Raw genomic sequence first — 22,463 nt, 5'->3', positions numbered from 1 at the left:
TCTGCCCATACTCAATCAAAGTGTGGGCTTCTTTAATTTCTGTATAAAATTCAAAAGTTTGACACAATCCTGGAAAAAGCTTATAAAGAAAAGTGAGGTTCCGTTATTTTCACACTTAGTAGCGCAGTCATGTTACATACAATTTTATAAGTGTGAACGAACTACAAAACTAAAAAACAAATAATAAGTTTGCAACATGTTTGCAAATACGAATTTTGCATATAAATTCGTGTGATATTGAAAGGAGTTTTACTTATGAAAGAAATTAAAACAGAACAAGAATTCAAAGACATCATCGCAAGCGAGGAGCCTGTAGTTGTTAAGTTCTTTACTACATGGTGCCCAGATTGCGTACGTATGGACAACTTTATCGGAGATGTAATGGAAGAGTTCAATAAATTTGAATGGTATTCTATTAATAAAGATGAGTTTCCAAGTATCGCTGAAGAGTATCAAGTAATGGGTATTCCAAGTTTACTTGTATACCAAAATGGTGAGAAGTTAGGCCACTTACATAGTGCTAACGCAAAAACTGAAGAGCAAGTTACTGAGTTTTTAGAAGCATACTAAAATAAAAGCCCTCTGGAAAATATTTTTCAGAGGGCTTTCATCTATTTTCACACTTATCTTTTGACGTTTTTCATCGTTTAATGAATTACACCTTGTCATTATAAGAATAATACATAGTAAGAAAAGTATTCGTTTCTTCATCCATCTCCCCTCCTATCTCTTTAGTAAATAAACTCCAATTCGGTTTACACCCTGACTTTGTACTTTTCAACATATTTTTCCTTCACGAAACTTTGTTATCCCCTTCTTAAAAAGCTATAAAACGTCAACAATGTTTGTATAGACCCACACGACTTTCGTTTGATACTCTATTTATAGAAAGAATTCCTTTAAAGAAAGGTGAGTGATTAAAATGGATACTCTTTCTCATAAAGAAGCTGATAAAGGTGCTATTGTCAGCATTATGGCCTACATATTTTTATCCTCTATGAAAATCATCATCAGTTATATTACCCTCTCTAGTGCATTACGTGCTGACGGTTTAAATAACTTAACGGATATCGGTGCTTCTTTAGCGATATTAATTGGTCTAAAAATATCTCGTAAACCTCGTGACCCAGATCATCCGTATGGGCATTCGCGGGCCGAACAAATCGCATCACTTGTTGCGTCCTTCATTATGGCAACAGTCGGATTAGAAGTTGTTATTAGTGCCATTCAATCTTTCTTAAATCCGAAACAAACAGCACCTAATGTACTCGCTGCATGGGTTGCTTTATTTTCTGCTGTCGTTATGTACTGCGTGTATTTGTATACGAAAAAAATTGCAGCACGAACAAAAAGTAAATCATTAGAAGCCGCTGCAAAGGATAATTTATCAGATGCACTCGTAAGTATTGGTACTGTAGTAGGTATTGTCGGTTCTCAGTTCCAAATGCCTATTTTAGACCCTATTGCCGCTTTAATTGTAGGTCTTATTATTTGTAAAACTGCATGGGAGATTTTCGTAGAATCTTCTCATATGCTAACAGATGGAATTGATCCTGATAAAATGGAGGAATACGCTGATGCTATTGAGCATATTGGCGGTGTGGAAAACATTGTAGATATTCGAGCTCGTATGTACGGGAATCAAACGTACGTTGATATTACAATTGAAGTAGATGCTCGTATGGATGTTGGAGAAAGTCACTGTATTACTGACAATATCGAGGCTATGCTTCGCAAAAAGTTTGGAATTTACCATGCACACATTCATGTTGAGCCAATGAAAAAAGAACCTATTATGACATAGGTTCTTTTTTTATGAACGTTTTATGAAATATAACACATAAAACGAGCCAGCTACCGCCAGCTGCCCATCCTGCTAATACGTCAGATGGATAGTGCACGCCAAGATATATTCGGCTAACTGAAATAGATAATACAACAAAGCTTGCTATAAGAATAATTAATAATTTTTTATGCAATGAAATACGATCTTCAGTAATTGTGACGTATGCAATAAATCCTAAAAAAGCAGTAGCATTCATCGTATGACCGCTCGGAAAACTATATCCAGTTGCAGTAACAAGCTGCGTGACATCAGGTCTTGCTCGTTCGTACCATAGTTTAAGCATACTGTTTAAATAACGAGATCCGTAGTAATTAATTGTTAGAAGTAACGCACTAAGCAACTTTTTTCTAACGAGAAAATACATTACAAGAATAATGAGTAATGGAAAATATATTCTTTTGGAACCGATAAAAGACACCCAAGTAAAATAGGTCGTCAAATAATCGTTTCGAAAGCTTTGAATAAAATGTGCGACTATATTGTCGAAATTCTCAATACAAGCGGTATGATACGAAAGTGATAATACGACAAAACAAATGAGTAACGTAAAACTTAGCAAGTATAAATGTCGATATCGTTTCACATACATAACCTCACTATGCAAAAAAATGGAGCGGTTGTTTTAGTTTTCCTCTCCATTTCTTTTTTATGCATAGTTTATTAAAAAATATAATTATTAATTTTTTGCTTCATCTCAGGGATATCTTCTCTTGTTACGGTAAAACGAATCACCTTCTCATCAAGATCAAGCGCCTCAGCGAATAATCCAGCTAAACCACGGGATTTTCTATCTACTTCCATAATAATTTCTAGTCGGTCGTATGCACGTGGCAAGATTAATAATTCTAATTCATCTAATTTCCCATAATGCTCTCCAGAAACCGGAATAAACTCAAATTCTTGTGCGAATGGAACTTGCTTACATAATCGATGCGGTAATTCTTCACATTCTATATGACGTGCTTTAAACCCTAATTCATTTACACTATCTAAAACACTACTTAATAATGCATTGGGTAACACTTGAACGTAGTCGCGGTCACTTGGGTCTATACTACGTTTAATATCAAGACCTGTATGAATCCAAACCGTTTTCATACCAAGTGTAAGTGGTGCTTCAATTGGCATTGGAAAAGAAAATGGAATTTCAACTTTTTCATTCGGTTCTACAGAAAAAGGTTCTGTTAAGCGTACTCGCTCTAAATCATATGTTGCTGTTACTTTTTTATCATCCACTTCTCGTACATAAGACGTCGATAATGTTAAGTAAATGCTTTCAATTTGTTGGCTAACTGAACCTCCAGTTATATGAACCTTTCCAACTATTTCTTCCCCAACAATATACTCATCTTTTTCAAGAACAGTATCTACCTTTGCACTTCCAATACCAACGCTTGCTAAAAATTTTTGAAACATGGAGTCTTCATCCTTTCTAAAGCAGAAGCTACATCTTGTTTTAAATCTTGTACGTTCTCATAGTACGGCGTTTTTATTTGTAACATTCGCATAAGCATTTCGCGATTATAATTTTCCAAAGTTAATTCTTCGTACCATGGTTTTTCCTTTTTTTCATTAGATTCATATCCTGCATATAATAAAAATAATGAGAAATGACCGAGCGCATAAAAGTCACTACGAAAGTGAACTTCTCGCATCAAAGCTTGTTCACCTTCGTAAGTTGTAGCTCGCTCATCATCCTCACCTTTCCATTTAGCCAATCCAAAATCAATAATACTAATTTGATTTTCTTTCATTAGTATGTTTGGAATGCGTAAATCTCGATGAATAATGCCTTCACTATGAAACACCGATACAATTTCTAATATTTCATATAAAATCTCAAAAACTTCACGTTCTGTATATACATACCCATCTATGAAAATATAATCTTCAAAATTTTTACCAGGCATGTACTCCATTACAAAGAAGCTCTTTTTCTCCCATATGAAATGATCATATAGACTAGGAATTGCATGATGATTCAATGTTTGTAAAATCATTTTCTCTTGTTCAAATGATTTTCTACCAGACTCATATCTTTGTTTACTTTGTCTTAATTGTTTTAAGACTTTATATCTATTTATTTGTAAATCATTAACGACATATGTAACCCCATAACTGCCCATTCCAATTACTGATTCAATTTTATAACGTTCTGCAACAATTGTATTTTTTCGCAGTGGTCTATCAAATAAAGCTAGTACACGACGCCATTTCATCAGCTACTTGAAAAGAAGCTACGGCTTTTACGTTTTCTTTTATAATGTTGATGTCCATAACCAGATGAACGTCGTTTATAATCGCTACTTGAATAAGAGCGCCCTCTACGACGATAATCACTACTTGAATACGAACGATATTTTTTCTTTCCTAATAAAGAATCAATAATTTTTTTGAACATTCCTTCACCTCTTGAGTAAAATTTCCTTTTCATTATACCAATAATTATTGACTATATTTGTGACAGGTTTGTAAAGAGTAAAAAACGACGAGTTATGCCCGTCGTTACTTTCATTCATCCTCTTCATCAAAAACTTCATCAATCATACATTTCTCTAATAAATACTCAAATGTAATATCTGCGAGATCTTCAATTTCTTCTCGTTTTGGGACGTACCCTCTTTCAATTAGTTGCTCATAAAAAAACTCCGCAATCTCTTCCGTATCAATCACGACTTCAATTTCCTTCATGAGCATCACTCCTTTATTTCTGTTTTATGAAAAAATCTCAAAATTATGTATATGAGATTAGAAAAATAGATTTTATTTTTTTATAGGTCATAAGCTTTGGACGAGATGCATACGATTGTAGTACAAGCTATTCAAAGGGGGAAATAATAATGGAAAATCAATATGAAGTAGGACAAACAAAAGAAGAGTTCATGCATGAAGATCAATGGGCAGACTCTCTTATAAAGTGGCTTTTTATTTTTTTAATAGTTGTAGGCATACCTTATACTGCATATGTTGTTGTTCAATTTATTCTCTCTTTCTAGTTAACTATTTTTTCTCTGTCAATTTAACTAAATAATTATGAACAACATCCATTACAATTTTATATTCTTCATCTTTAAATGTATCGAACAATAATTGATAATCGTTATAAATATCAAGTAACCCATCAATGATTTCTTGACGATTCGTCTTAACACTCACTTTTTTCGAGTTGTTAATTGACTTTAACTTACCTAAATCTAATTTATTCATACCTGCTTTATCTTGTTTCAGTTTCTTCAAAATTGCATTTGCCGTTTGAGCATTCGCAAGTAACGTTAAATCTGACTCATCCGCTTCTAACCATTCACCATCCGTAATCCGTGACAATTCATAAATTGTATCTTCCCATGCGTCATTCTTATATCTCCATACTTCTGTACGAAAACCAACAATACGGAAAACATCTTTATCATATCCAGTTACTTGCACAAGATCACCAAACGTGAAATTATAATTTAATTCAATCCACTCCGTATCGCCCTTTTTCATATCTTGCTCTGTAACGTGCTGCAATGTTTGCTCTACGTAAAATCCATCGTGATTATTGACTTCGTATACATAAACTCCATCTAAAATCTTCATATTTGTGATTTTCCCAACGGTTCCATATAGCGTAATCACGACTATGTCCCCTACGTTGTATTTAGGTTGTTTTTTTCTTGCCATCTCTATCTCTCCTTTTTTTGACGTCGTGATTTTGATATCAGTATATGCAACCTACATAAAAACGCTTATCACAGAAGCTTATATTCATAAATTTTTTCAATAAAAATTATAATCTTATAAAATTTACGTTACACTCAAAAAAAAGCTAGTAACTAGACTAGCTTCAAATCAACAAATTTCGTATAAAAAAACATACAGAATACTTCACTTTAAACAAAGTAATGTATTCTGTATGTTTTCAAATAGTTTTTATCTATCTTGTATGTATAAATCCCAGGCTTCATCAAATATAGACATACTTTCTAGCATTCCGCTCAACTCTAAGTATGAACTAATTTCATCATAGTCTTCAGATTGCTTCGGAAAACTTAAATCATCATACATCGCCTCTGCTAAATCTGAAATTTCATTTCTAAATAAAGCTGCACGATGCTTCATCATATAATGGTAAAATGTTTTTTTCAAAAATATTCCCTACCTTTCTAACTTGGGTACATTATACAAGGCGAAAAAGAAAAAAACCAGCATAAAAGCTGGTTAAAAGTCGAAATAATTTCTTTTTAATAGACGCGGTCTTCCCATTAATTCTTCATACGTTAGTTGTTTTGGTAAATCTTTCGTGTAAATTAAAAATAATTGATCTTCAATTTCTTTTACTGTATGGTCTGATTGATAGTCCATCCCGCACGAGGAACAAGAAATACATGGTGTCTTTTGGATTTCAATGGCTTTCGTACCATCTGGTAATTCCCAATATACAGTATTCAAGCTTTCTTTCGCTTCTGTACTGTCACACCACATACAATTCATACTGCATCACCCTCAGTTTTTTTGTCGTTTTCTTCTAATTTAGCCATTTGTGCTTGATATTTTTTATCTTTTAATTGATCACGCTTATCACGTTTATCTTTTAAAGATGCATGCGTATCATTATCTTCATAGTCTTTACGACGGTTCATACGCTGTAAGTCGTCTGGAACGAGGTTAAATTTCTTATCGCTCATAAGACCTGCGATACCAACATCTGAACGTTTTTCTTCGTAGTTCGGATAAATCTCTTTAAAGTATCCTTCCGCTCTTCCTGGAATATAGCTCTCTGGCTCTGGATACGTCGTAATAACACCTTCAAAGTTACGAAGTACAACTTTATCTGCACTTTGTGAGATTAAATAGTTTGGTTGAAGTGCAATTTTACCGCCTCCACCTGGCGCATCAACAACGAATGTCGGAACAGCATAACCAGATGTGTGTCCACGTAAACCTTCAATAATTTCAAGACCTTTAGATACTGGTGCACGGAAGTGACCGATACCTTCAGATAAATCACATTGATAAATGTAATATGGACGTACACGGATTTTTACTAAGTCATGCATAAGTTTTTTCATAATTGGAACGCTGTCGTTAATACCAGCTAAAATTACTGCTTGGTTTCCGACTGGAACACCAGCATTCGCTAACATTTCACATGACTTTTTCGATTCTTCAGTAATTTCAATAGATGTATTGAAATGTGTATTTAACCATACTGGATGGTATTTTTTAATAATGTTACATAAATTTTCTGTAATACGTTGTGGGAATACTACTGGTGCTCTCGTTCCGATACGAATAATCTCAACATGCGGAATCTCACGTAAATTTTTTAATACATATTCTAAAATTTTATCGTTAATTAGAAGTCCATCACCACCGGAGATTAATACATCTCGTACTTGTGGTGTTTCACTAATATAAGCAATCGCATCATCTAATTGTTTCTTCGGTACACCCATTCCAATTTGTCCACTAAAACGACGGCGTGTACAGTAACGACAATACATAGAACATTGATTTGTTACTAAGAATAGTACACGGTCCGGATAACGATGTGTTAGCCCTGGAACTGGTGAATCTTCATCTTCGTGAAGCGGATCTTCTAAATCATATTTTGTTTTATATAACTCTTCCGAAATCGGTACTGATTGCATCCGAATCGGACAGCGTGGATCATCAGGATTCATTAGCCAAGCATAGTACGGTGTAATGTTTAACGGGATCGTTTTCGTTGAAATTTTAACGCCCTCTTCTTCTTCAGGTGTTAAGTTAATTACTTTTCTTAAGTCATCTAACGTTTTGATCGTATTCGTTAATTGCCAAACCCAATCATTCCATTGCTCTTCAGTAACATCTTTCCATAATTCGATATCCTTCCAGTGACGATTTGGTTTGTATACATCATGTAACATTGCTATTCCCCCTTTTTATACGCTCATCCTTTATATAAGCAATAGTTATGCCAACTTTACATTGTTGATAAGTAAATGTGCGGAGAACCCTATTACATAAGCGAAAAAATATTTTTAAGCGTTGTATGAAATCAATACTTAACATCATATTCATTACTTTTTATATATGTAAACGCTCTTTTATTCGTGCAAACACACAAAAACCGCCGATTATTCGGCGGTTTTGTCGTACTTGCTCAGTTTATATTGAAGCGTTTGACGAGGGATACCTAACATTTTTGCGGCTTGTAATATATTCCCTTCCGTTTCAATCAACGCTTGATCTATTAATTCTTTTTCTGTTTGATGAAGTGCTTCTCTAAGTGGCATTATACCCTTCTTCTTCGAAAAATTCTCTTTCCGAAATGTACGTGGTAAACAATTGGCTGTTAATGTATTCCCTTCTGCAATAATAACAGCATGTTCAATCGTATGTTTTAACTCTCGGACATTTCCAGGCCACTGATAAGCTTGCAGTCTATCTTTCGCTTCCTCATCAATTTGAAGTACACCTTTTTTATAACTTTTATTATATTCTTTCAAAAAATAAGATGCTAATAATAGTACATCCTCAGTTCTTTCACGAAGCGGTGGGATATATAATGAAAATACGTTTAAGCGATAATATAAATCAGTGCGAATTTTATTCTCTCGTAAACATATTTCTGGAGGCTGGTTCATTGCGGTAATAACACGAACATCTACTTTTCTCGTCTTATTATCACCAATTCTTCTAATGACTCCATCTTCTAACACTCGTAACATTTTTGCCTGCAAATCAAGAGGCATTGAATTCAGTTCATCTAAAAATAATGTACCACCATCAACAAGTTCAAATAGCCCAGCTCTTTCAATCGCTCCTGTATAGCTTCCTTTTGTCGTTCCAAACAATAAACTTTCTAATAGCGACTCTGGTAAAGCTGCACAGTTTTGTGCAATAAATGGCTTGTTTTTTCTTTTAGAAGCTTCATGAATTGCTTGTACGAACAGTTCTTTTCCTGTTCCTGTTTCACCATATATTAAAACATTTGCGTCTGTTGGTGCTACTTTTTGTGCTAACTCTTTCGTCTGTTTAAACCGCGTATCATTTGTCACTATCGTCTCAAATGCAGCATGCTTTTTAATCACTTTTTTTCTAGATGATCGCTTTATTTTCGACTGTAAGTCAACAATTGTGTCAGTAAGTTTTTGAATTGTAGAGTAATCCTTTGCAATTTCAACAGCCCCAGCAATATTCCCATCTATAAAAATAGGTAACGTCGTATTTACTGTACAAACATCTTCACCATTTAAATTTTGATAATGCTGTGCTTGATGTACGATAGGTTTTTTTGTATCTAGTACTTTCATCAATGTACTCGTTTCCCTTGATAAAGACGGGAACGCTTCTAACAGATGTTTCCCTAACACTTTTTCAATCTTCGATCCATCGTGTTTCGCAGCTACAGAATTATAAAATATTGTAATTCCATTCTCATCTACAGCGTGTATAGCCTCATCAATACTGCCCAAAATCGCTTCAATGACTTCTTGTGTCGAAACTGCTAGCAATGTCATCCCCCCTCTTGCCGAAAATCCAGCAATTATATGCCGAATTTTCGGCACACCTATGTGCGATTGTAAGCATGACGATTCCGTTCTATAATTTTGACCAATTTTATATTTTCATTAGATAACTCGAAACTCTAATTAGTACAGCTTTTCGAACACCCAGCTCCACCTAACTGTTTTGCTTTACAGCCGAATTTTGAGGCGGAAGTTTTACTGCTTTCGAATAGCTAGATAGATCTTTCACCCATATATTCATATCTTCCAACTTATCGAAAATGTAGCAATTATTCGCCAGTCTTCCTGTATACGTATAACCTAATTGATGAAAGGCAGCATTCATTCCGAAAGAAAGCGATCGAGCAATTGTATAGGAGCAGAAAATAGATCTTTCTCGAAGCTCTTCCTCTAATTTAATTAGTAAACTTTTCATAAATCCATGTTTACGATATTCAGGTAAAGTAGCACAATTCGTTAATTCTGCATTCCCTTCTTTTATATTCATTTCTGCAGATGCTGTACTAATAATTTTTCCCTCATATTCATATACGTAGTAAATTGTATCGTCTTCTTTCATCGTCTGTAATACATAACTCGCTTCATTTAAAGGTGTCGGATACACTTCAAATACTTTTCCGAATACAGTTGCTAATTCTTCTGCATCTTCTTCAGTCGCTTTTCTCAGCAAAAATTTCTCTGGAACTACTTTTTCTTTTATTTCTTTTCCTTTTACACCGCTTAATATAGTATCTTCCTCAGTCCAATGCATACTATTTCGTCTTTCATCATTATTATATTTCACCAAAAAGTATGCATCGTGTCCTTGAAAATAATGAGGTATCGTTGCTTCCAACAAAAAACCGAAAGAGAGCCATGTTGAAACATGCTCTCCCTTTCCTTTAATAATACATTTAGTGAAAGAATGTTCCTCTGCTAGTTCGTCAATTGTCTGTATAATACTTTCAACATTTCCTGTATAGTGATCTACCCGAATACGCTTATTAAAATAATCTAAAACGCCTTCTACTGTATAACAATTCGTCTGTTCTCTAAAAGATTCATAGTATTTCATTTTTTCACCTCACACCAATCTAGTAATGTACATGCAATAATTTTTGCGGCAGCTATCATTTTATCAACTTCTATATATTCGTTTGGATAGTGTGCTACTTTCGTCTCTCCTGGACCAAATACTATTGTTGGTACGTTTGCAATTTGTGTAAATAAACCTCCATCAGTCCCCCACGGAGATGCTTCAATAATTGGTTCGTTCCCTTCGATTTCAACAAAGTTGTGATGAAGTGTTGTAATGAGTTCATGATTCTCTTCTAATTCACCAGGAACCCATCTCGCTCCAAACCACTCTACTTCTACTGGATTTTCAACAAACCAATTGTCCACATCATTTAATTCAACAATCCAATTCTCAAACTCTTCTTTTGCCGCCTCTATAGTCTCATTCGGCGCAACACCGCATCTTCCTTCTAAAATTAATTCATCTGGAACAGAACTTGGCCAACTCCCTCCTTCAATTTTCCCAATGTTAATTGGAATTGGAATCGGAATCCCTTTAAATAAAGGATCTGTAATTCGACTATTTCTTTTCTCCTCTAGCTTTCTTACATGTTCTATAACAAACATACTTTTTTCAATTGCACTAACCCCTTCATAACGCGTTCCACCGTGTGCAGCTTTCCCTTTTACACGTAAACGAAACCACATGGAACCTTGTTGTTTCGGGAAAAACTTCATATTAGTAGGCTCTGGAATAATGACACCATCTGCCTTATATCCTCGTAATATAGTTGCTAATGTCCCTGCTCCGCCACTTTCCTCTTCTATTACACTTTGAAAATAGATGTCTCCTTTTAATTCAATGCTAGATTCAATAATCGCTTCCATTGCAAGCATGAGTGCGACATTTCCACCTTTCATATCCGTCGTTCCACGGCCATATATACGATTTCCTATTTTCTCACCGCTATAAGGATGATGTTCCCACTGATTCACATCCCCTTCTGGAACTACATCAATATGCCCATTTAATATCATAGATTTCCCGTCGCCACTTCCTTTTAAAGTTGCTACAATATTTGGGCTATCTGAAAAACTTGTACGGGGTGATACAAAATAAGGATGATCTTTCATTTTAGAAAAAGAAGGCTCCCATATATCGAGGTCTAAACCTAATTCACGTAATTTTTCAATCACAATCGCCTGCGCACCGCTTTCATCACCAGATACGCTCTTTTCTTGAATTAATCGTTTTAAAAATTTCACACTTTCCTCTTCATGGCTCTCAATATAATCACAAACTTGCTTTTTTAATTGCTCCATATATTACATCTCCCTTCATTCAATTACTAGTAAGTTAGAATTAATTTGAAAATCAGCTTCTGTATGTCGTTTTATATCTTCTACTGTGTATGGGCTCATTAATTCTTGTAATATAAGTCCACTCGGAGTTACCTCCATGACTGCCATATCAGTAATAATTAAATCTACACATTTCTTTGAAGTTAATGGCAATGTACACTCTGAAACAATTTTTGCATTTCCGTACTTATCAACATGATTCATCACAACAACGACCCGCTTCGCTTTTTGTGCTAAATCCATTGCTCCACCAATACCTGGAACACGTTTTCCAGGTACAATCCAGTTTGCTAAATCACCATTTTCACTTACTTGTAATGAACCAAGAATCGTTATATCTAGCAAACCTTTTCGAATCATACCAAACGCTGTGCAACTATCGAAATAACTCGCTCCTGTTATAAGAGAAGTTGGTAAACCTGCTGCATTACACAAATTTTCGTCTTCATTCCCTTTACTTGGCGTTGGTCCCATGCCGACGATTCCATTTTCCGCATGAAACATAACATTTATATCGTCAGGCAAATGATTTGGTACAAGCGATGGTATGCCAATACCTAAATTTACAATCATACCATTTTGTATTTCTTTCGCCGCACGCCTAGCAATCTTATCCCTCACTTCTACGCCCATACCCATTTCCAGTTCACTCCTTCCGACGGTACAATATAATTTACGAAAACACCTGGAACGACAATTTCCTCTGGATCTAAACTTCCAAGCGGGACTATTTCTTCTGCTTCTACAATTGTTATATCCCCAGCCATCGCTACATGAGGATTCATATTTCGTGCACTTTTGTCAAATACAAGGTTACCAAACGGATCTGCCTTTTTCGCATATACAATTGAAAATTCAGCAGTTAATGCTGTTTCAACTAAGTAGGTCTTACCATTCATTTCAACTGTTCGTTTTCCCTCTTCCACAATCGTATCAACACCAACATCAACTAAAACACCACCAAGACCAACGCCACCAGCGCGAATGCGCTCTGCTAATGTTCCCTGCGGAGAAAACTCAATTTGTAATCTTCCCTCGTTTAGTTGCCTTCCTGCATTTGGGTTGGAGCCAATATGAGAAGTAATTAGTGATTTAACTCTTTCATTTGTAACAAGACGACCGATACCTACATCAGGGAATCCAGTGTCATTTCCAATCAAATTTAAATTTGTAACGCCTTTTTCTAAAATTGCCTGTATTAAAGATGGAGGGGATCCAATCCCTCCAAATCCCCCAAACATTAATGTCATATCATCATGGAACAAAGAAATTACTTCCTCAATTTCTTTTAATTTACCGAATGTATTTGTAATAGTTGTCATGCGATACTATGCCCTCCTTTTTGCATCATCTCTTCCACACTTTTAGAGAAAATTGAAAGTAATTCATCTAACTCGGAATATGTAGTTGTCATTGGCGGTGCTACAAGCAGTGCACTATCTTCTTTTCCTGCTTGCCCTGAAACTGCTTGGTATAAAAGTAGGCCATTTTTAGCTGCAACTGAAATAAGCTCCGACGCTTTTGTAAACGGTTGCAATTCTACTCCGATTAGCAACCCTTTTCCGCGCACATCAGCAATGATTGTCGATTGTTGCTGAACTTTCTGTAAGCCTTTTATTAAATACTCTCCCTTTTCTGCTGTTTTTTCAGGGAGATTATGTTTCTCCATATATTCAATAACAGCTAAAGCCGTTGCTGCAGACAATGGATTGGCACTTAACGTATGACCGCTCATTACTGAACGTGACCCACGTAATATTGGTTCCATAACACGATCACTTACAACTGTCGCTGCCATCGGTGTATATCCCGCTCCTAACCCTTTACCAAGTGTCATGATATCCGGTTCTACACCCCAATGCTCCATTGCAAACCATGCTCCAGTACGACCAAGCCCAGTCATCACTTCATCCGCAATAAATAAAATATCGTAATGGTCGCAAATATCTTTAATGACTTTATAATAGTCTTTCGGCGGAACAACCGCGCCTCCAGCTGCTCCGATAATCGGCTCAGCAATAAAAGCAGCAATATGCTCTGCACCAATTCTTTCAATTGATCTTTCTAGTTCAGTCGCACATGCCAGCTGACAAGTTGGATATACCTTTTGAACAGGGCATCTGAAACAATATGGAGCTGGTATAGTCGGATAATCTTCCAAAATAGATACGAAACGTTGTCTACGTAGTGGGTGACCAGACATCGATAACGCACCCATCGTAATACCGTGATAACTCATCCATCTTGATAATATTTTATGTTTCCCTTGAATACCTCGCTCTTGAAAATGCTGAATTGCAATTTTCATAGCTGTTTCATTTGCTTCCGTACCACTATTTACAAAGAAACTCCAGTTCAAATCTCCTACACTTAAATCACTTAACTTCTTTGCTAATTTTTCAGCTGGTTCACTCGTAAACTGTGATCTATAAACAAAAGCAATCTCCTCAGCTTGCTTTTTAATAACGTCTGCAATCTCCTTTACGCCATGCCCAATACCTGCCGTAATTGCTCCTGACGAACCATCAAAATATTTATTACCATTTTGATCATACAAATAAACACCTTTTCCATGTGAAATCATTGGATACGGCTGACCAACAAGTGGTTTAATTAAGTAATCGCGCATAGCGCTCCCCCATTTCTCCAATTTGTATATATATATGAAGAAAATTGACGTTTCTTTCATAAAAAAGAATCCTCTGCAAAAGCAGTGAATTTATCAAAAAACTATTATAAAATATACAAATGAGTGCTTAAAAATATTTATAAAACAGAAAATTCAGAACTCAAAGTGAAGACCAATCCTTTTCTATACGCCCAAATAACCCTCCCTTTTATATGAAATGACTACATCACCAAATGTTTTTATAGCATAATGCCAGCTGCCCTTAAATGCCGACATTCTGTACACTTCGACGGAACTCCCGTTAAACTCCTTCCTAATATCCTACTTTAAATTGCATATTTTAAAACAAATTTCGACACCCCACCTTACTAACCAATTCAAATTCATATTTAATATGTAAACTTTTCATTTTTAAACTATAAAAAAAGAACCGATTAACCACACTAATCAGTTCGTCATGACGCTCTCTTATGGGTTAATACTGTCAATTGCTAAAATAAATAGAAAAATCATGTTTACAAATTCATCCTACAGCCTATAAGACAAAACCTTTTCATAACTTCATTCACAATTACTATCGGGATATCCCTATCCCGAAGTGGCACCCCTTTCCTCAGATTCAAACTACCTTTCCTTTATAATTTATGTAGGACAATTATCACTTTGTATGTGTATTTGCCTATAATTAAAAAAAACTCTAGTTTTCTAGCGATTGCTGGACATGTATTCAATATGTTAATTGAAATGCAGTTTCAATTTGGCATTTATTTTACTTTCGTGCAGTCATATGTACTGCTTTACTCTGCCAAATACTCGTAAGCACCAGCACCTCTTTATGAAAACATATTTGTTGTCAATTTTTAATTTTCCCTTTATAAAATTATTTTTTTCGCATAACCGCTTTCTTGCTTCGCATATAGTTTTAATGATGACAAAGGAGGAATGTTCATGTCTCAATCTGAAATTGAAAAATATGGACAAGAAGTTACGCAATACGAACAGCTCGCACGTTACTATCAGTTTCGTAATCCTAAAAAATATATAGAATTATATATGAAATATTGCGATGCACTTTCAAAACTTGTACAGGCGCATGAGAAAAGGGATTCACAAGAAGCTGCTTTACCGTCACATATAAGAATTTTTCATGCCGATCCAAATATATCAGCGGTTGATATTTTAGTAAACGGACAAAAAGTTATTAAAAGTATTTCATTTAAGCAATTCAGCCCTTATTTATCATTAGTGCAAGGTAAATACCGTATAGATATTGTCCCTGTCGGAAATGAAACTCCAATCTTTTCAGCATTGGTACCAATAATGGGAAATCATACTTATACTCTTGCTGCAATAAATAGTGATAATCACCTACAATTACAACCTATACTTGATAATACACATTTACCAGCTGGTCAAGCTAAAATACGCTTTGCACATTTCTCTCCAGATACCCCTGTTGTAAATGTAGATTTAAAAGATGGAGATCATTTATTTGAAAATGTACTCTTTAAACAAATAACAGATTTTTTACAAGTTAGCCCTGGTACAGCAGATATTGAAATTTCACTCGCAGATAATAAAAACGTTTTATTGACTATTCCGAAATTCAATGTTGAACCAAATGTTATTTATACAATTTCAATAGTAGGTTATTCAACTAAAGATCCTAAATTAGAAGCCGTTATACTTACAAATTAAAACAGTCTACACCATTCATTTGGTGTAGACTGTTTATTTTTGAAATGCAATTTGAAATTCTGTCCAATCGTTATCTGATCGACACATAATGGATCCATTATGTTTTTCCACAATTTGTTTACATACAAATAATCCAATACCAGTTCCTAACTTTTTAGTAGTTACAAATGGTTCAAAAATCGTTTCTACATTTTCAGCTGGAATCATTGGTCCATTATTTTTTATCACAATTCGAATAGCTTGATCTTCTTCAAATACATCAATGATAATTTTTCGTTCTTCTTTCATTGATTCAAGAGCATCAATTGAATTCATTAATATGTTTAAAAATACTTGTCTCACTTCACTTCGATAACCAACAAGCGGAATTGGATACGGTAAATTCTTTTCAATCAAAACATTCGCATTGACCAAACTCGGATATAAGAATTGTATAATGTCTTGAAACAAGTCATTAAGCCAAAACCGTTCCGATTCATTCCACATTTCTTTTTTCGATACGAGTAAAAATTGCGAAATGCGAAAATTTAATTGATCTAATTCATGCGAAATAATATCTAAATACGATAAACTCGGATGATCTGCCTTTAATAATTTGACAAACCCCATAATGGAAGTAAGCGGATTACGAAATTCATGTACAAAACTAGCTGACATTTGTCCTAAAATCGTCAGCCTTTCTTTATGTGTTTCGTTAATATATTGCTGTTTTTCCTCTAAATTCTTCGATATAATTTCCGAGTATTTTAAAACAGTATAATAAATTAATTTGTCAAAACAAGTATGTATTTTTGCCATAATTGGTTTCAATTCACGAGCGCTAACATCTAATTCACACATCGCTTCGAAAAGTTCATTTCTTCCCACGTTTGCGTTATAAACAAAATCTCCAATATTCGCATCTGCTCCAGCACGTTCAATAGCAATTTTCTCGCATAACGGTTGAAGATAATTTATATCTTTATCTTCCATAGTAAGTTCGATAATTAACTCTAGTAAATCCTCTCCATTTTGAACTACTTCTAGTTTAAATGGATCTTTTTCGGAAATTATCATTTTGTTTTTCCAGTTCTCTACGAATTGGTGCCTATTGTTTTTCAAGTGTGAACAAAATATTTCTTTAATATCCTTATCGATTGGAAAAACCTCCATTCCCTCCATTTCCATACGACGAATACCCTTTATATTTTGAATATTAACACAAAAAATACGATTCGTTAATAGATTTTTGTCACATTTTGTTAATTTCTGTTGATAAAATTATTTTTTCTTTCTTATTTAACTAATTGTATGCAAATTCCCTTTTTCCTTCACATATTTTCATTATTTCCGTAGTCAAAACGACTTTTTTTTGCATCATTTTTAATTCTTGCGTACAATAGAAAATGAAAGGTGTGAAAAATATGGTAAATAAAAATGTGGAAGATTATCTCCAAGAAGGCATTTACGGCCAAAAGCAAAACAAACCAGAAGAACGTAATATGTATTTAACTACATTACGTGAGCGTGTAGAAATCGCTTTAACGATCGGTCAAGTAATGCAAAGTAATGTATACTCTGAAGTGGCAGGTAGCATGCGCTCTTCTCAATCATTACAACTCCTCCTAAATGGTAGCATTGCTTACCCACATTTATCAAAATACATTAAATTAGCAAACGAAAAAAATGTTCCTTTTACAATTGTTCAAAATAAAGATACAGAAACACCAATCGGTTTAGTATTAACTCATGCTACTGCTGTAGATAAAGAACAAATTTATGTAGAAGATACTATTTTCAAACAAGAAATGAAGTAAAAGTTACACTTAATTAAATAGTTACTAAAAGCGTAAAAAAACGAGTATGGAATCGTAAACATTCCCTACTCGTTTTTTAGCGCAAATTTTAAGTTTTCTATTTTATTTTTTAATACATACTAATTTCATTTCTGTCATTTCTTCTATTGCATATTTAATTCCTTCGCGCCCCGTGCCACTTTCTTTCACACCACCATAAGGCATATGATCTACTCTGAACGTTGGAATATCATTAACCATGACACCACCAACCTCTAGCTCATCAATTGCACGCATTGCTTTAAATAAATTATTTGTAAATACTCCTGCCTGTAAGCCGTAACGCGAATTATTTACTTGCTCAATCGCTTCATCAAATTCTTTAAATGTATTTACTGTCATGAGTGGACCGAATACTTCTTGGCACTGCACAGATACATGATCTGGAACATTTGTTAATACAGTTGGTTCAAAAATTCTTGCATCCCGCTTCTTACCACCGCATAAAACAGTTGCTCCTTCCTTAATTGCTTCTTGAACCCACATATCAATTCGCTCTACATCTTTTTTTGAAATTAAAGCTGATACATCCGTTTCCTCAAGCAGTGGATCACCAACAACAACTGATTCCATCGCTTTCTTTAGCTTCGAGAGAAATTCATGCATTTTCGTTTCATGTACAAAAACACGTTGTACGGAAATACAAACTTGCCCATTATTAACAAATGCTCCCCATTTTACACGTTCAATTATTTCATCTGTTAACTCTACATCTTCATCAATAATAACAGCAGCATTTGAGCCTAGTTCTAACGTAACTCGTTTTAGCCGAGCCTTTTGTTTTATTCCGATTCCAACTTTTGGACTTCCAGTAAAAGTAATAGAAGCAACGTAATCATTTTTGACGATTGCCTCACCAACCGTGACGCCAGGGCCAGAAATGATATTTAAAGCTCCATTTGGCAATCCTGCCTCTTCAAATAACTCAACTAATGCATAAGATGATAATGGCGTTTGATCAGCTGGCTTTAATACAACTGTATTTCCAGCAGCAATTGCTGGTCCAACTTTATGCGCTACTAAATTTAACGGGAAATTAAATGGTGTAATAGCCCCTATAACCCCAATCGGCTTTCGGATTGTATATGCAATACGCCCATCCGCACCAGGTGCGGCGTCTAATGGCAATGTCTCACCATATATACGCTTCGCTTCTTCAGCTGCAAATTTGTACGTTTGAACAGTACGATCTACTTCTCCCCTTGCAGCACGTATTGGTTTTGCAGCTTCTTTTGCAATAATCTCTGCAAATTCTTCTCTTCTTTCATCCATTTTTTGTGCAACTTTCTCTAAAATAGTCGCACGATCATATGCAGATAATTTATTCATTTTTATCATTGCATTTTTTGCAGCAGTAACAGCCTCTTTTACATCTTCTTCCGTTCCTTGTGCAATTTCCGCTAATGTTTCTTCAGAATATGGTGCGTATAATGGTTTATACGTGTTTACAGATTTCCAATTTCCGTTTATATATAAATGCTTTTTCATACTTCTTCTCCTTCCAAATATATGTATACAACAATACTTCACCTAGTGAAGGTTTCAACTTATGTCATTGTATCATAGCCCTTATCCCTCAAAAAACATTATGCTCAAAAAAACTCTGCTATATAGCAGAGTTTACGAGCTAATTTGCTCTTGTAACGAAATTTGTTTTTCATCTTCTAAAATAACAATCGATTCTACTATCTTTGTAACTTCTAATCTTTTTATATAATGTCCATCTAATTCTTTCACACAAAACTTATAATTTTCAATTTCAACGGAATCCTCTTCAGCAATCTCTATATTCTTCGTTAAAATCCAACCACCGATTGTATCAACACCATCATCATCAATCCCTAAACCAAATAACGTATTCACTTCACTAACAAGTACTTTTCCCTCTAGTATCGTCTTCGTTTCACTAACCTTTTGAATTTCTGGCTGCTCATCCGTATCAAACTCATCCTGAATATCTCCAACAATTTCTTCCAAAATATCTTCAACAGTAACAAGTCCAGATGTCCCACCATATTCATCTATCAATATAGCAATATGTGTTCTTTCTTTTTGCATTTTTAAAAACAAATCATGAATTGGAATAGAATCGATAACTAAAATAATTGGTCTCATATATTGCTCTACTGTCTTCTTATTAACAGCTTTATGTTGTACAAACTCAGTAAAAATATCTTTAAAATTCACAAAACCTATTACGTGGTCTTTGTCACCATCAACAACTGGATACCTTGTATATTTTTCGCGAGACATTTTTTGCAAAGCTTCTTCAGCAGGCATTTCTTTACTTATAATATTCATTTCAGTTCGAGGTACCATTATTTCTTTTGCAATCCGATCATCAAATTCAAAAATTTTATTTACATATTTATATTCAGATTGATTAATCTCACCATTTTTATAACTTTCTGAAACTAACAACCGTAATTCTTCTTCTGAATGAACCTCATCATGCCCCTTCGGCGGTTTCAGCCCTAGCAGCTTCGTAATGATTCGAGCTGAACCATTTAATAGCCAAATGAATGGGAATGCAATACGATAAAAGAAAATTAACGGCTTAGAAACAAGCAAACTCACTTGTTCAGATTTTTGAATTGCAAATGTTTTTGGGGCCAATTCCCCTATTACAACATGTAAAAAAGTAATTAACAAAAATACTAAAGTTACAGCAAAAATGTCTGCTAGTTGAGTAGAGATATTCCAATTTGCAAAAAGCGTATCAAACATTTGCTTTAACGCAGGTTTACCAAACCACCCAATTCCTAAAGCTGTAACAGTAATTCCTAACTGACAAGCAGATAAATATTCGTCTAAGTTTGTAATGACTGTTTTGACCGATGTTGCACGATTATTTCCTTCTGCAATTAAATAGTCAATTCGTGAACTTCTCACTTTAACAATTGCAAATTCTGCTGCAACGAAAAATGCCGTTAAGGCAATTAAAACAATCACTATACTTATACTATATATGTCCAAATACTTTTCCTTACTTACATTGTAAGCAAGGAAGCCACCTCCTACTTAATTTTATTCAAGTGAAGTAAGCATTCTAATACTCTAACAAAATTCTACATTAGCAACCACCTTTTTATATATTATATGCATACATAAAAAAGATATTTATCATTATGATAATCTAATTCATTTACACTCGTCAAATTATTCTGAATGTTACGATAAAATTTTTTTATTTAAACGAACTATTCTTCTCAACTCAATTTCGTGAAAAAACACTTTCTTTGCCGATTCCACACTTCTTTTGTCGCACTAGAAGGGAACTTACTTCATAGCTCGAAATCATTCAACAGGATATATATAGGAGGGATTATTTTGGAATATAAAACACCATTTATCGCAAAAAAATTAGGTGTTAGCCCAAAGGCTGTTGTCCGGATCGCGCAACAATTAAATCTTACGATAGAAAAAAACAAATATGGCCACTTTATTTTTACACAAGATGATGTCGATCAAATGTTAGAACACCATCTATTTCAAATAGAGCAGTCTCAAAATCCTCAACCTACTCAAAAGACTTCCTCAAATGAGGTTGAAGAATTAAAAACTCAAGTCAATACAATTGTTCAAAACATATCATCGAATGATTTTGAACAATTAGCTGATCAATTAAACACTATTACGAGAAGACTCGATCGAATGGAAGAACAAATGCAAGATAAGGCAAATGATGTCGTCACGTACCAACTTTTACAACACCGTCGTGAAATGGAGGAAATGTTAGAACGAATTCAAAAGTTAGAAGCTGCCCTAACGAAAGAAGAACCCATTTATATTACTCCTGATTCAAAACCAACATACGAACGAGAAAAGAAACCGAAGCGCCGCAAAATGATTTTTAGTATATTTGGATTATAATTTTTAGACCCTTATTAAAATAATAAGGGTCTTTTTTAATGAAGAGTTATATCTTATAAAAATATTATTCTCTTTATTATACATATTCACTTCGTTTTATTTCATTAACATAATATTTTTACTGTATTCTGCAATTAATGCCTGTGCATGAGCATTCCCTTGAATCACATCACGAAATTCTTTTAAAGAATACAAATGCGTAACCCCTTTTCGAGCATGAATTCTTACTGGTACACCTTGTAAAGTATCATGAAACTGAAATGGATTATCTATCGGTTCAATTGGAAAACCGAGTGTAAGTAAATACATATACATTCTTTTTGTTACTGCTGCAATGTACCATTCAGCTTTTGTTTCTAACGCATGTATAAATAAAATAGCTGTTAACCTTTTAAAATGTCCTCTCCCACGAGACGTTTTCGAAATACTTAACTTGCCTATTTCATACACATTCTTCAAATCTTTTACTAAATCATTTTTAGAAAACGGATAGAAAAACTCAGAATTTGATTGTTCAGGCACCGTATACTTAATACATTCTACTGTACCAATAGGATGTTCATCTTCTATTAATAAAAATCGTGATGGATTTAAATTACGTTCTACGAACATTAAGTTTCTTTCTTCACAAAAATCTCCCCATAGTTGCTCGAACCCAAAATGTTCTTCCTTTGTTTGAACACGCTGGAACATATTTAACCGCCTTTCCCATCGTCGCTCTGTTTTTT

At 34.4% G+C, this 22,463-nt stretch carries 25 protein-coding genes; 6 read left to right on the top strand and 19 right to left on the bottom strand.

Features of this window, described 5'->3' with window-relative positions; translation table 11 throughout:
• Positions 1–255 precede the first annotated feature (255 nt).
• Together AC1Q8M_RS07365 and AC1Q8M_RS07360 are read left to right on the top strand one after the other, a co-directional pair.
• Entirely contained in the window at positions 256–570 is a 315-nt protein-coding gene (locus AC1Q8M_RS07365) for a thioredoxin family protein (protein ID WP_000658787.1), read from the top strand.
• Between the two features lie 352 nt (positions 571–922).
• Positions 923–1,804, top strand: coding sequence for a cation diffusion facilitator family transporter (locus AC1Q8M_RS07360; protein ID WP_141549504.1), 882 nt, complete (start codon positions 923–925; stop codon positions 1,802–1,804).
• On the opposite strand, the gene AC1Q8M_RS07355 is transcribed toward AC1Q8M_RS07360, so the two are convergent.
• The 5 genes from AC1Q8M_RS07355 to AC1Q8M_RS07335 form a co-directional block, all read right to left on the bottom strand.
• Positions 1,794–2,429 (bottom strand): phosphatase PAP2 family protein, encoded by a 636-nt coding sequence (locus AC1Q8M_RS07355; protein WP_000833369.1) that lies wholly within the window; start codon positions 2,427–2,429, stop codon positions 1,794–1,796. The genes AC1Q8M_RS07360 and AC1Q8M_RS07355 overlap by 11 nt on opposite strands.
• 77 nt (positions 2,430–2,506) lie before the next feature.
• A complete protein-coding gene (locus AC1Q8M_RS07350) occupies positions 2,507–3,262 on the bottom strand; it encodes a sporulation protein (RefSeq protein ID WP_000486624.1) in 756 nt (251 codons plus the stop codon).
• Positions 3,244–4,065 carry a serine/threonine protein kinase gene (locus tag AC1Q8M_RS07345; RefSeq protein ID WP_000872058.1) on the bottom strand — a complete coding sequence of 274 codons (822 nt, stop codon included), beginning with the start codon at positions 4,063–4,065 and terminating at the stop codon, positions 3,244–3,246. The genes AC1Q8M_RS07350 and AC1Q8M_RS07345 overlap by 19 nt, the downstream gene beginning before the upstream one ends.
• Complete coding sequence (locus tag AC1Q8M_RS07340) at positions 4,065–4,247, bottom strand: hypothetical protein (protein WP_000473371.1); 183 nt, start codon at positions 4,245–4,247, stop codon at positions 4,065–4,067. Before AC1Q8M_RS07340 ends, AC1Q8M_RS07345 begins: the two co-directional genes overlap by 1 nt.
• A 110-nt stretch (positions 4,248–4,357) precedes the next feature.
• A complete protein-coding gene (locus tag AC1Q8M_RS07335; protein ID WP_000658451.1) occupies positions 4,358–4,537 on the bottom strand; it encodes a YozD family protein in 180 nt (59 codons plus the stop codon).
• Between the two features lie 149 nt (positions 4,538–4,686).
• Between AC1Q8M_RS07335 and AC1Q8M_RS07330 the strand changes: the two genes are divergently transcribed.
• Entirely contained in the window at positions 4,687–4,842 is a 156-nt protein-coding gene (locus AC1Q8M_RS07330) for a DUF3930 family protein (RefSeq protein ID WP_000431486.1), read from the top strand.
• 4 nt (positions 4,843–4,846) lie between these two features.
• Here AC1Q8M_RS07330 and yodN read toward each other — a convergent pair whose 3' ends face one another.
• From yodN to AC1Q8M_RS07280, 10 genes are all read right to left on the bottom strand, one after another.
• Positions 4,847–5,509, bottom strand: a complete 663-nt coding sequence (gene yodN / locus AC1Q8M_RS07325) for a germination protein YodN (RefSeq protein ID WP_000101490.1) — start codon at positions 5,507–5,509, stop codon at positions 4,847–4,849.
• Between the two features lie 249 nt (positions 5,510–5,758).
• Positions 5,759–5,974 (bottom strand): YozE family protein, encoded by a 216-nt coding sequence (locus AC1Q8M_RS07320; protein WP_000750717.1) that lies wholly within the window; start codon positions 5,972–5,974, stop codon positions 5,759–5,761.
• Between the two features lie 72 nt (positions 5,975–6,046).
• A complete protein-coding gene (locus AC1Q8M_RS07315; protein WP_000995766.1) occupies positions 6,047–6,319 on the bottom strand; it encodes a YokU family protein in 273 nt (90 codons plus the stop codon).
• Positions 6,316–7,737, bottom strand: coding sequence for a lysine 2,3-aminomutase (gene kamA / locus AC1Q8M_RS07310; RefSeq protein WP_492334127.1), 1,422 nt, complete (start codon positions 7,735–7,737; stop codon positions 6,316–6,318). Before kamA ends, AC1Q8M_RS07315 begins: the two co-directional genes overlap by 4 nt.
• A gap of 210 nt (positions 7,738–7,947) precedes the next feature.
• Positions 7,948–9,333, bottom strand: a complete 1,386-nt coding sequence (gene rocR, locus AC1Q8M_RS07305) for an arginine utilization transcriptional regulator RocR (protein ID WP_023521852.1) — start codon at positions 9,331–9,333, stop codon at positions 7,948–7,950.
• A 163-nt stretch (positions 9,334–9,496) separates the two neighbouring features.
• Complete coding sequence (gene ablB, locus AC1Q8M_RS07300; RefSeq protein WP_000878591.1) at positions 9,497–10,396, bottom strand: putative beta-lysine N-acetyltransferase; 900 nt, start codon at positions 10,394–10,396, stop codon at positions 9,497–9,499.
• Complete coding sequence (locus AC1Q8M_RS07295; RefSeq protein ID WP_000436691.1) at positions 10,393–11,661, bottom strand: peptidase; 1,269 nt, start codon at positions 11,659–11,661, stop codon at positions 10,393–10,395. Before AC1Q8M_RS07295 ends, ablB begins: the two co-directional genes overlap by 4 nt.
• 15 nt (positions 11,662–11,676) lie before the next feature.
• Positions 11,677–12,339, bottom strand: coding sequence for a CoA transferase subunit B (locus AC1Q8M_RS07290; protein WP_000525276.1), 663 nt, complete (start codon positions 12,337–12,339; stop codon positions 11,677–11,679).
• Complete coding sequence (gene atoD / locus AC1Q8M_RS07285; RefSeq protein WP_098014771.1) at positions 12,324–13,022, bottom strand: acetate CoA-transferase subunit alpha; 699 nt, start codon at positions 13,020–13,022, stop codon at positions 12,324–12,326. The genes AC1Q8M_RS07290 and atoD overlap by 16 nt, the downstream gene beginning before the upstream one ends.
• Positions 13,019–14,329 carry an aspartate aminotransferase family protein gene (locus AC1Q8M_RS07280; RefSeq protein WP_001205877.1) on the bottom strand — a complete coding sequence of 437 codons (1,311 nt, stop codon included), beginning with the start codon at positions 14,327–14,329 and terminating at the stop codon, positions 13,019–13,021. The genes atoD and AC1Q8M_RS07280 overlap by 4 nt, the downstream gene beginning before the upstream one ends.
• A gap of 948 nt (positions 14,330–15,277) precedes the next feature.
• Between AC1Q8M_RS07280 and AC1Q8M_RS07275 the strand changes: the two genes are divergently transcribed.
• The gene (locus tag AC1Q8M_RS07275) at positions 15,278–16,027 is read left to right on the top strand and encodes a DUF4397 domain-containing protein (protein WP_000083276.1); all 750 of its coding nucleotides are present in this window, start codon (positions 15,278–15,280) and stop codon (positions 16,025–16,027) included.
• A gap of 33 nt (positions 16,028–16,060) precedes the next feature.
• Here the strand turns inward: AC1Q8M_RS07275 and AC1Q8M_RS07270 are convergent, their stop codons facing one another.
• A complete protein-coding gene (locus AC1Q8M_RS07270) occupies positions 16,061–17,194 on the bottom strand; it encodes a BA2291 family sporulation histidine kinase (RefSeq protein WP_000425086.1) in 1,134 nt (377 codons plus the stop codon).
• Between the two features lie 236 nt (positions 17,195–17,430).
• Between AC1Q8M_RS07270 and AC1Q8M_RS07265 the strand changes: the two genes are divergently transcribed.
• A complete protein-coding gene (locus AC1Q8M_RS07265; RefSeq protein WP_000247562.1) occupies positions 17,431–17,823 on the top strand; it encodes a YueI family protein in 393 nt (130 codons plus the stop codon).
• 102 nt (positions 17,824–17,925) lie between these two features.
• Here the strand turns inward: AC1Q8M_RS07265 and AC1Q8M_RS07260 are convergent, their stop codons facing one another.
• Positions 17,926–19,350: an aldehyde dehydrogenase family protein gene (locus AC1Q8M_RS07260; RefSeq protein ID WP_098855546.1), complete on the bottom strand. Its 1,425-nt coding sequence runs from the start codon at positions 19,348–19,350 to the stop codon at positions 17,926–17,928.
• Between the two features lie 132 nt (positions 19,351–19,482).
• Complete coding sequence (locus AC1Q8M_RS07255; RefSeq protein WP_000356253.1) at positions 19,483–20,838, bottom strand: hemolysin family protein; 1,356 nt, start codon at positions 20,836–20,838, stop codon at positions 19,483–19,485.
• A 354-nt stretch (positions 20,839–21,192) separates the two neighbouring features.
• Here AC1Q8M_RS07255 and racA point away from each other — a divergent pair, with 354 nt between their 5' ends.
• On the top strand, positions 21,193–21,735 hold the full coding sequence (racA, locus tag AC1Q8M_RS07250) for a chromosome-anchoring protein RacA (protein ID WP_000456013.1): 543 nt from the start codon (positions 21,193–21,195) through the stop codon (positions 21,733–21,735).
• A 96-nt stretch (positions 21,736–21,831) separates the two neighbouring features.
• Here the strand turns inward: racA and AC1Q8M_RS07245 are convergent, their stop codons facing one another.
• Complete coding sequence (locus tag AC1Q8M_RS07245) at positions 21,832–22,428, bottom strand: hypothetical protein (protein WP_016512876.1); 597 nt, start codon at positions 22,426–22,428, stop codon at positions 21,832–21,834.
• Between the last annotated feature and the right edge of the window lie 35 nt (positions 22,429–22,463).

Source organism: Bacillus sp. GW823-FHT06A10 (genome assembly GCF_058795375.1).
This window is presented reverse-complemented; position numbering and strand designations above follow the sequence as displayed.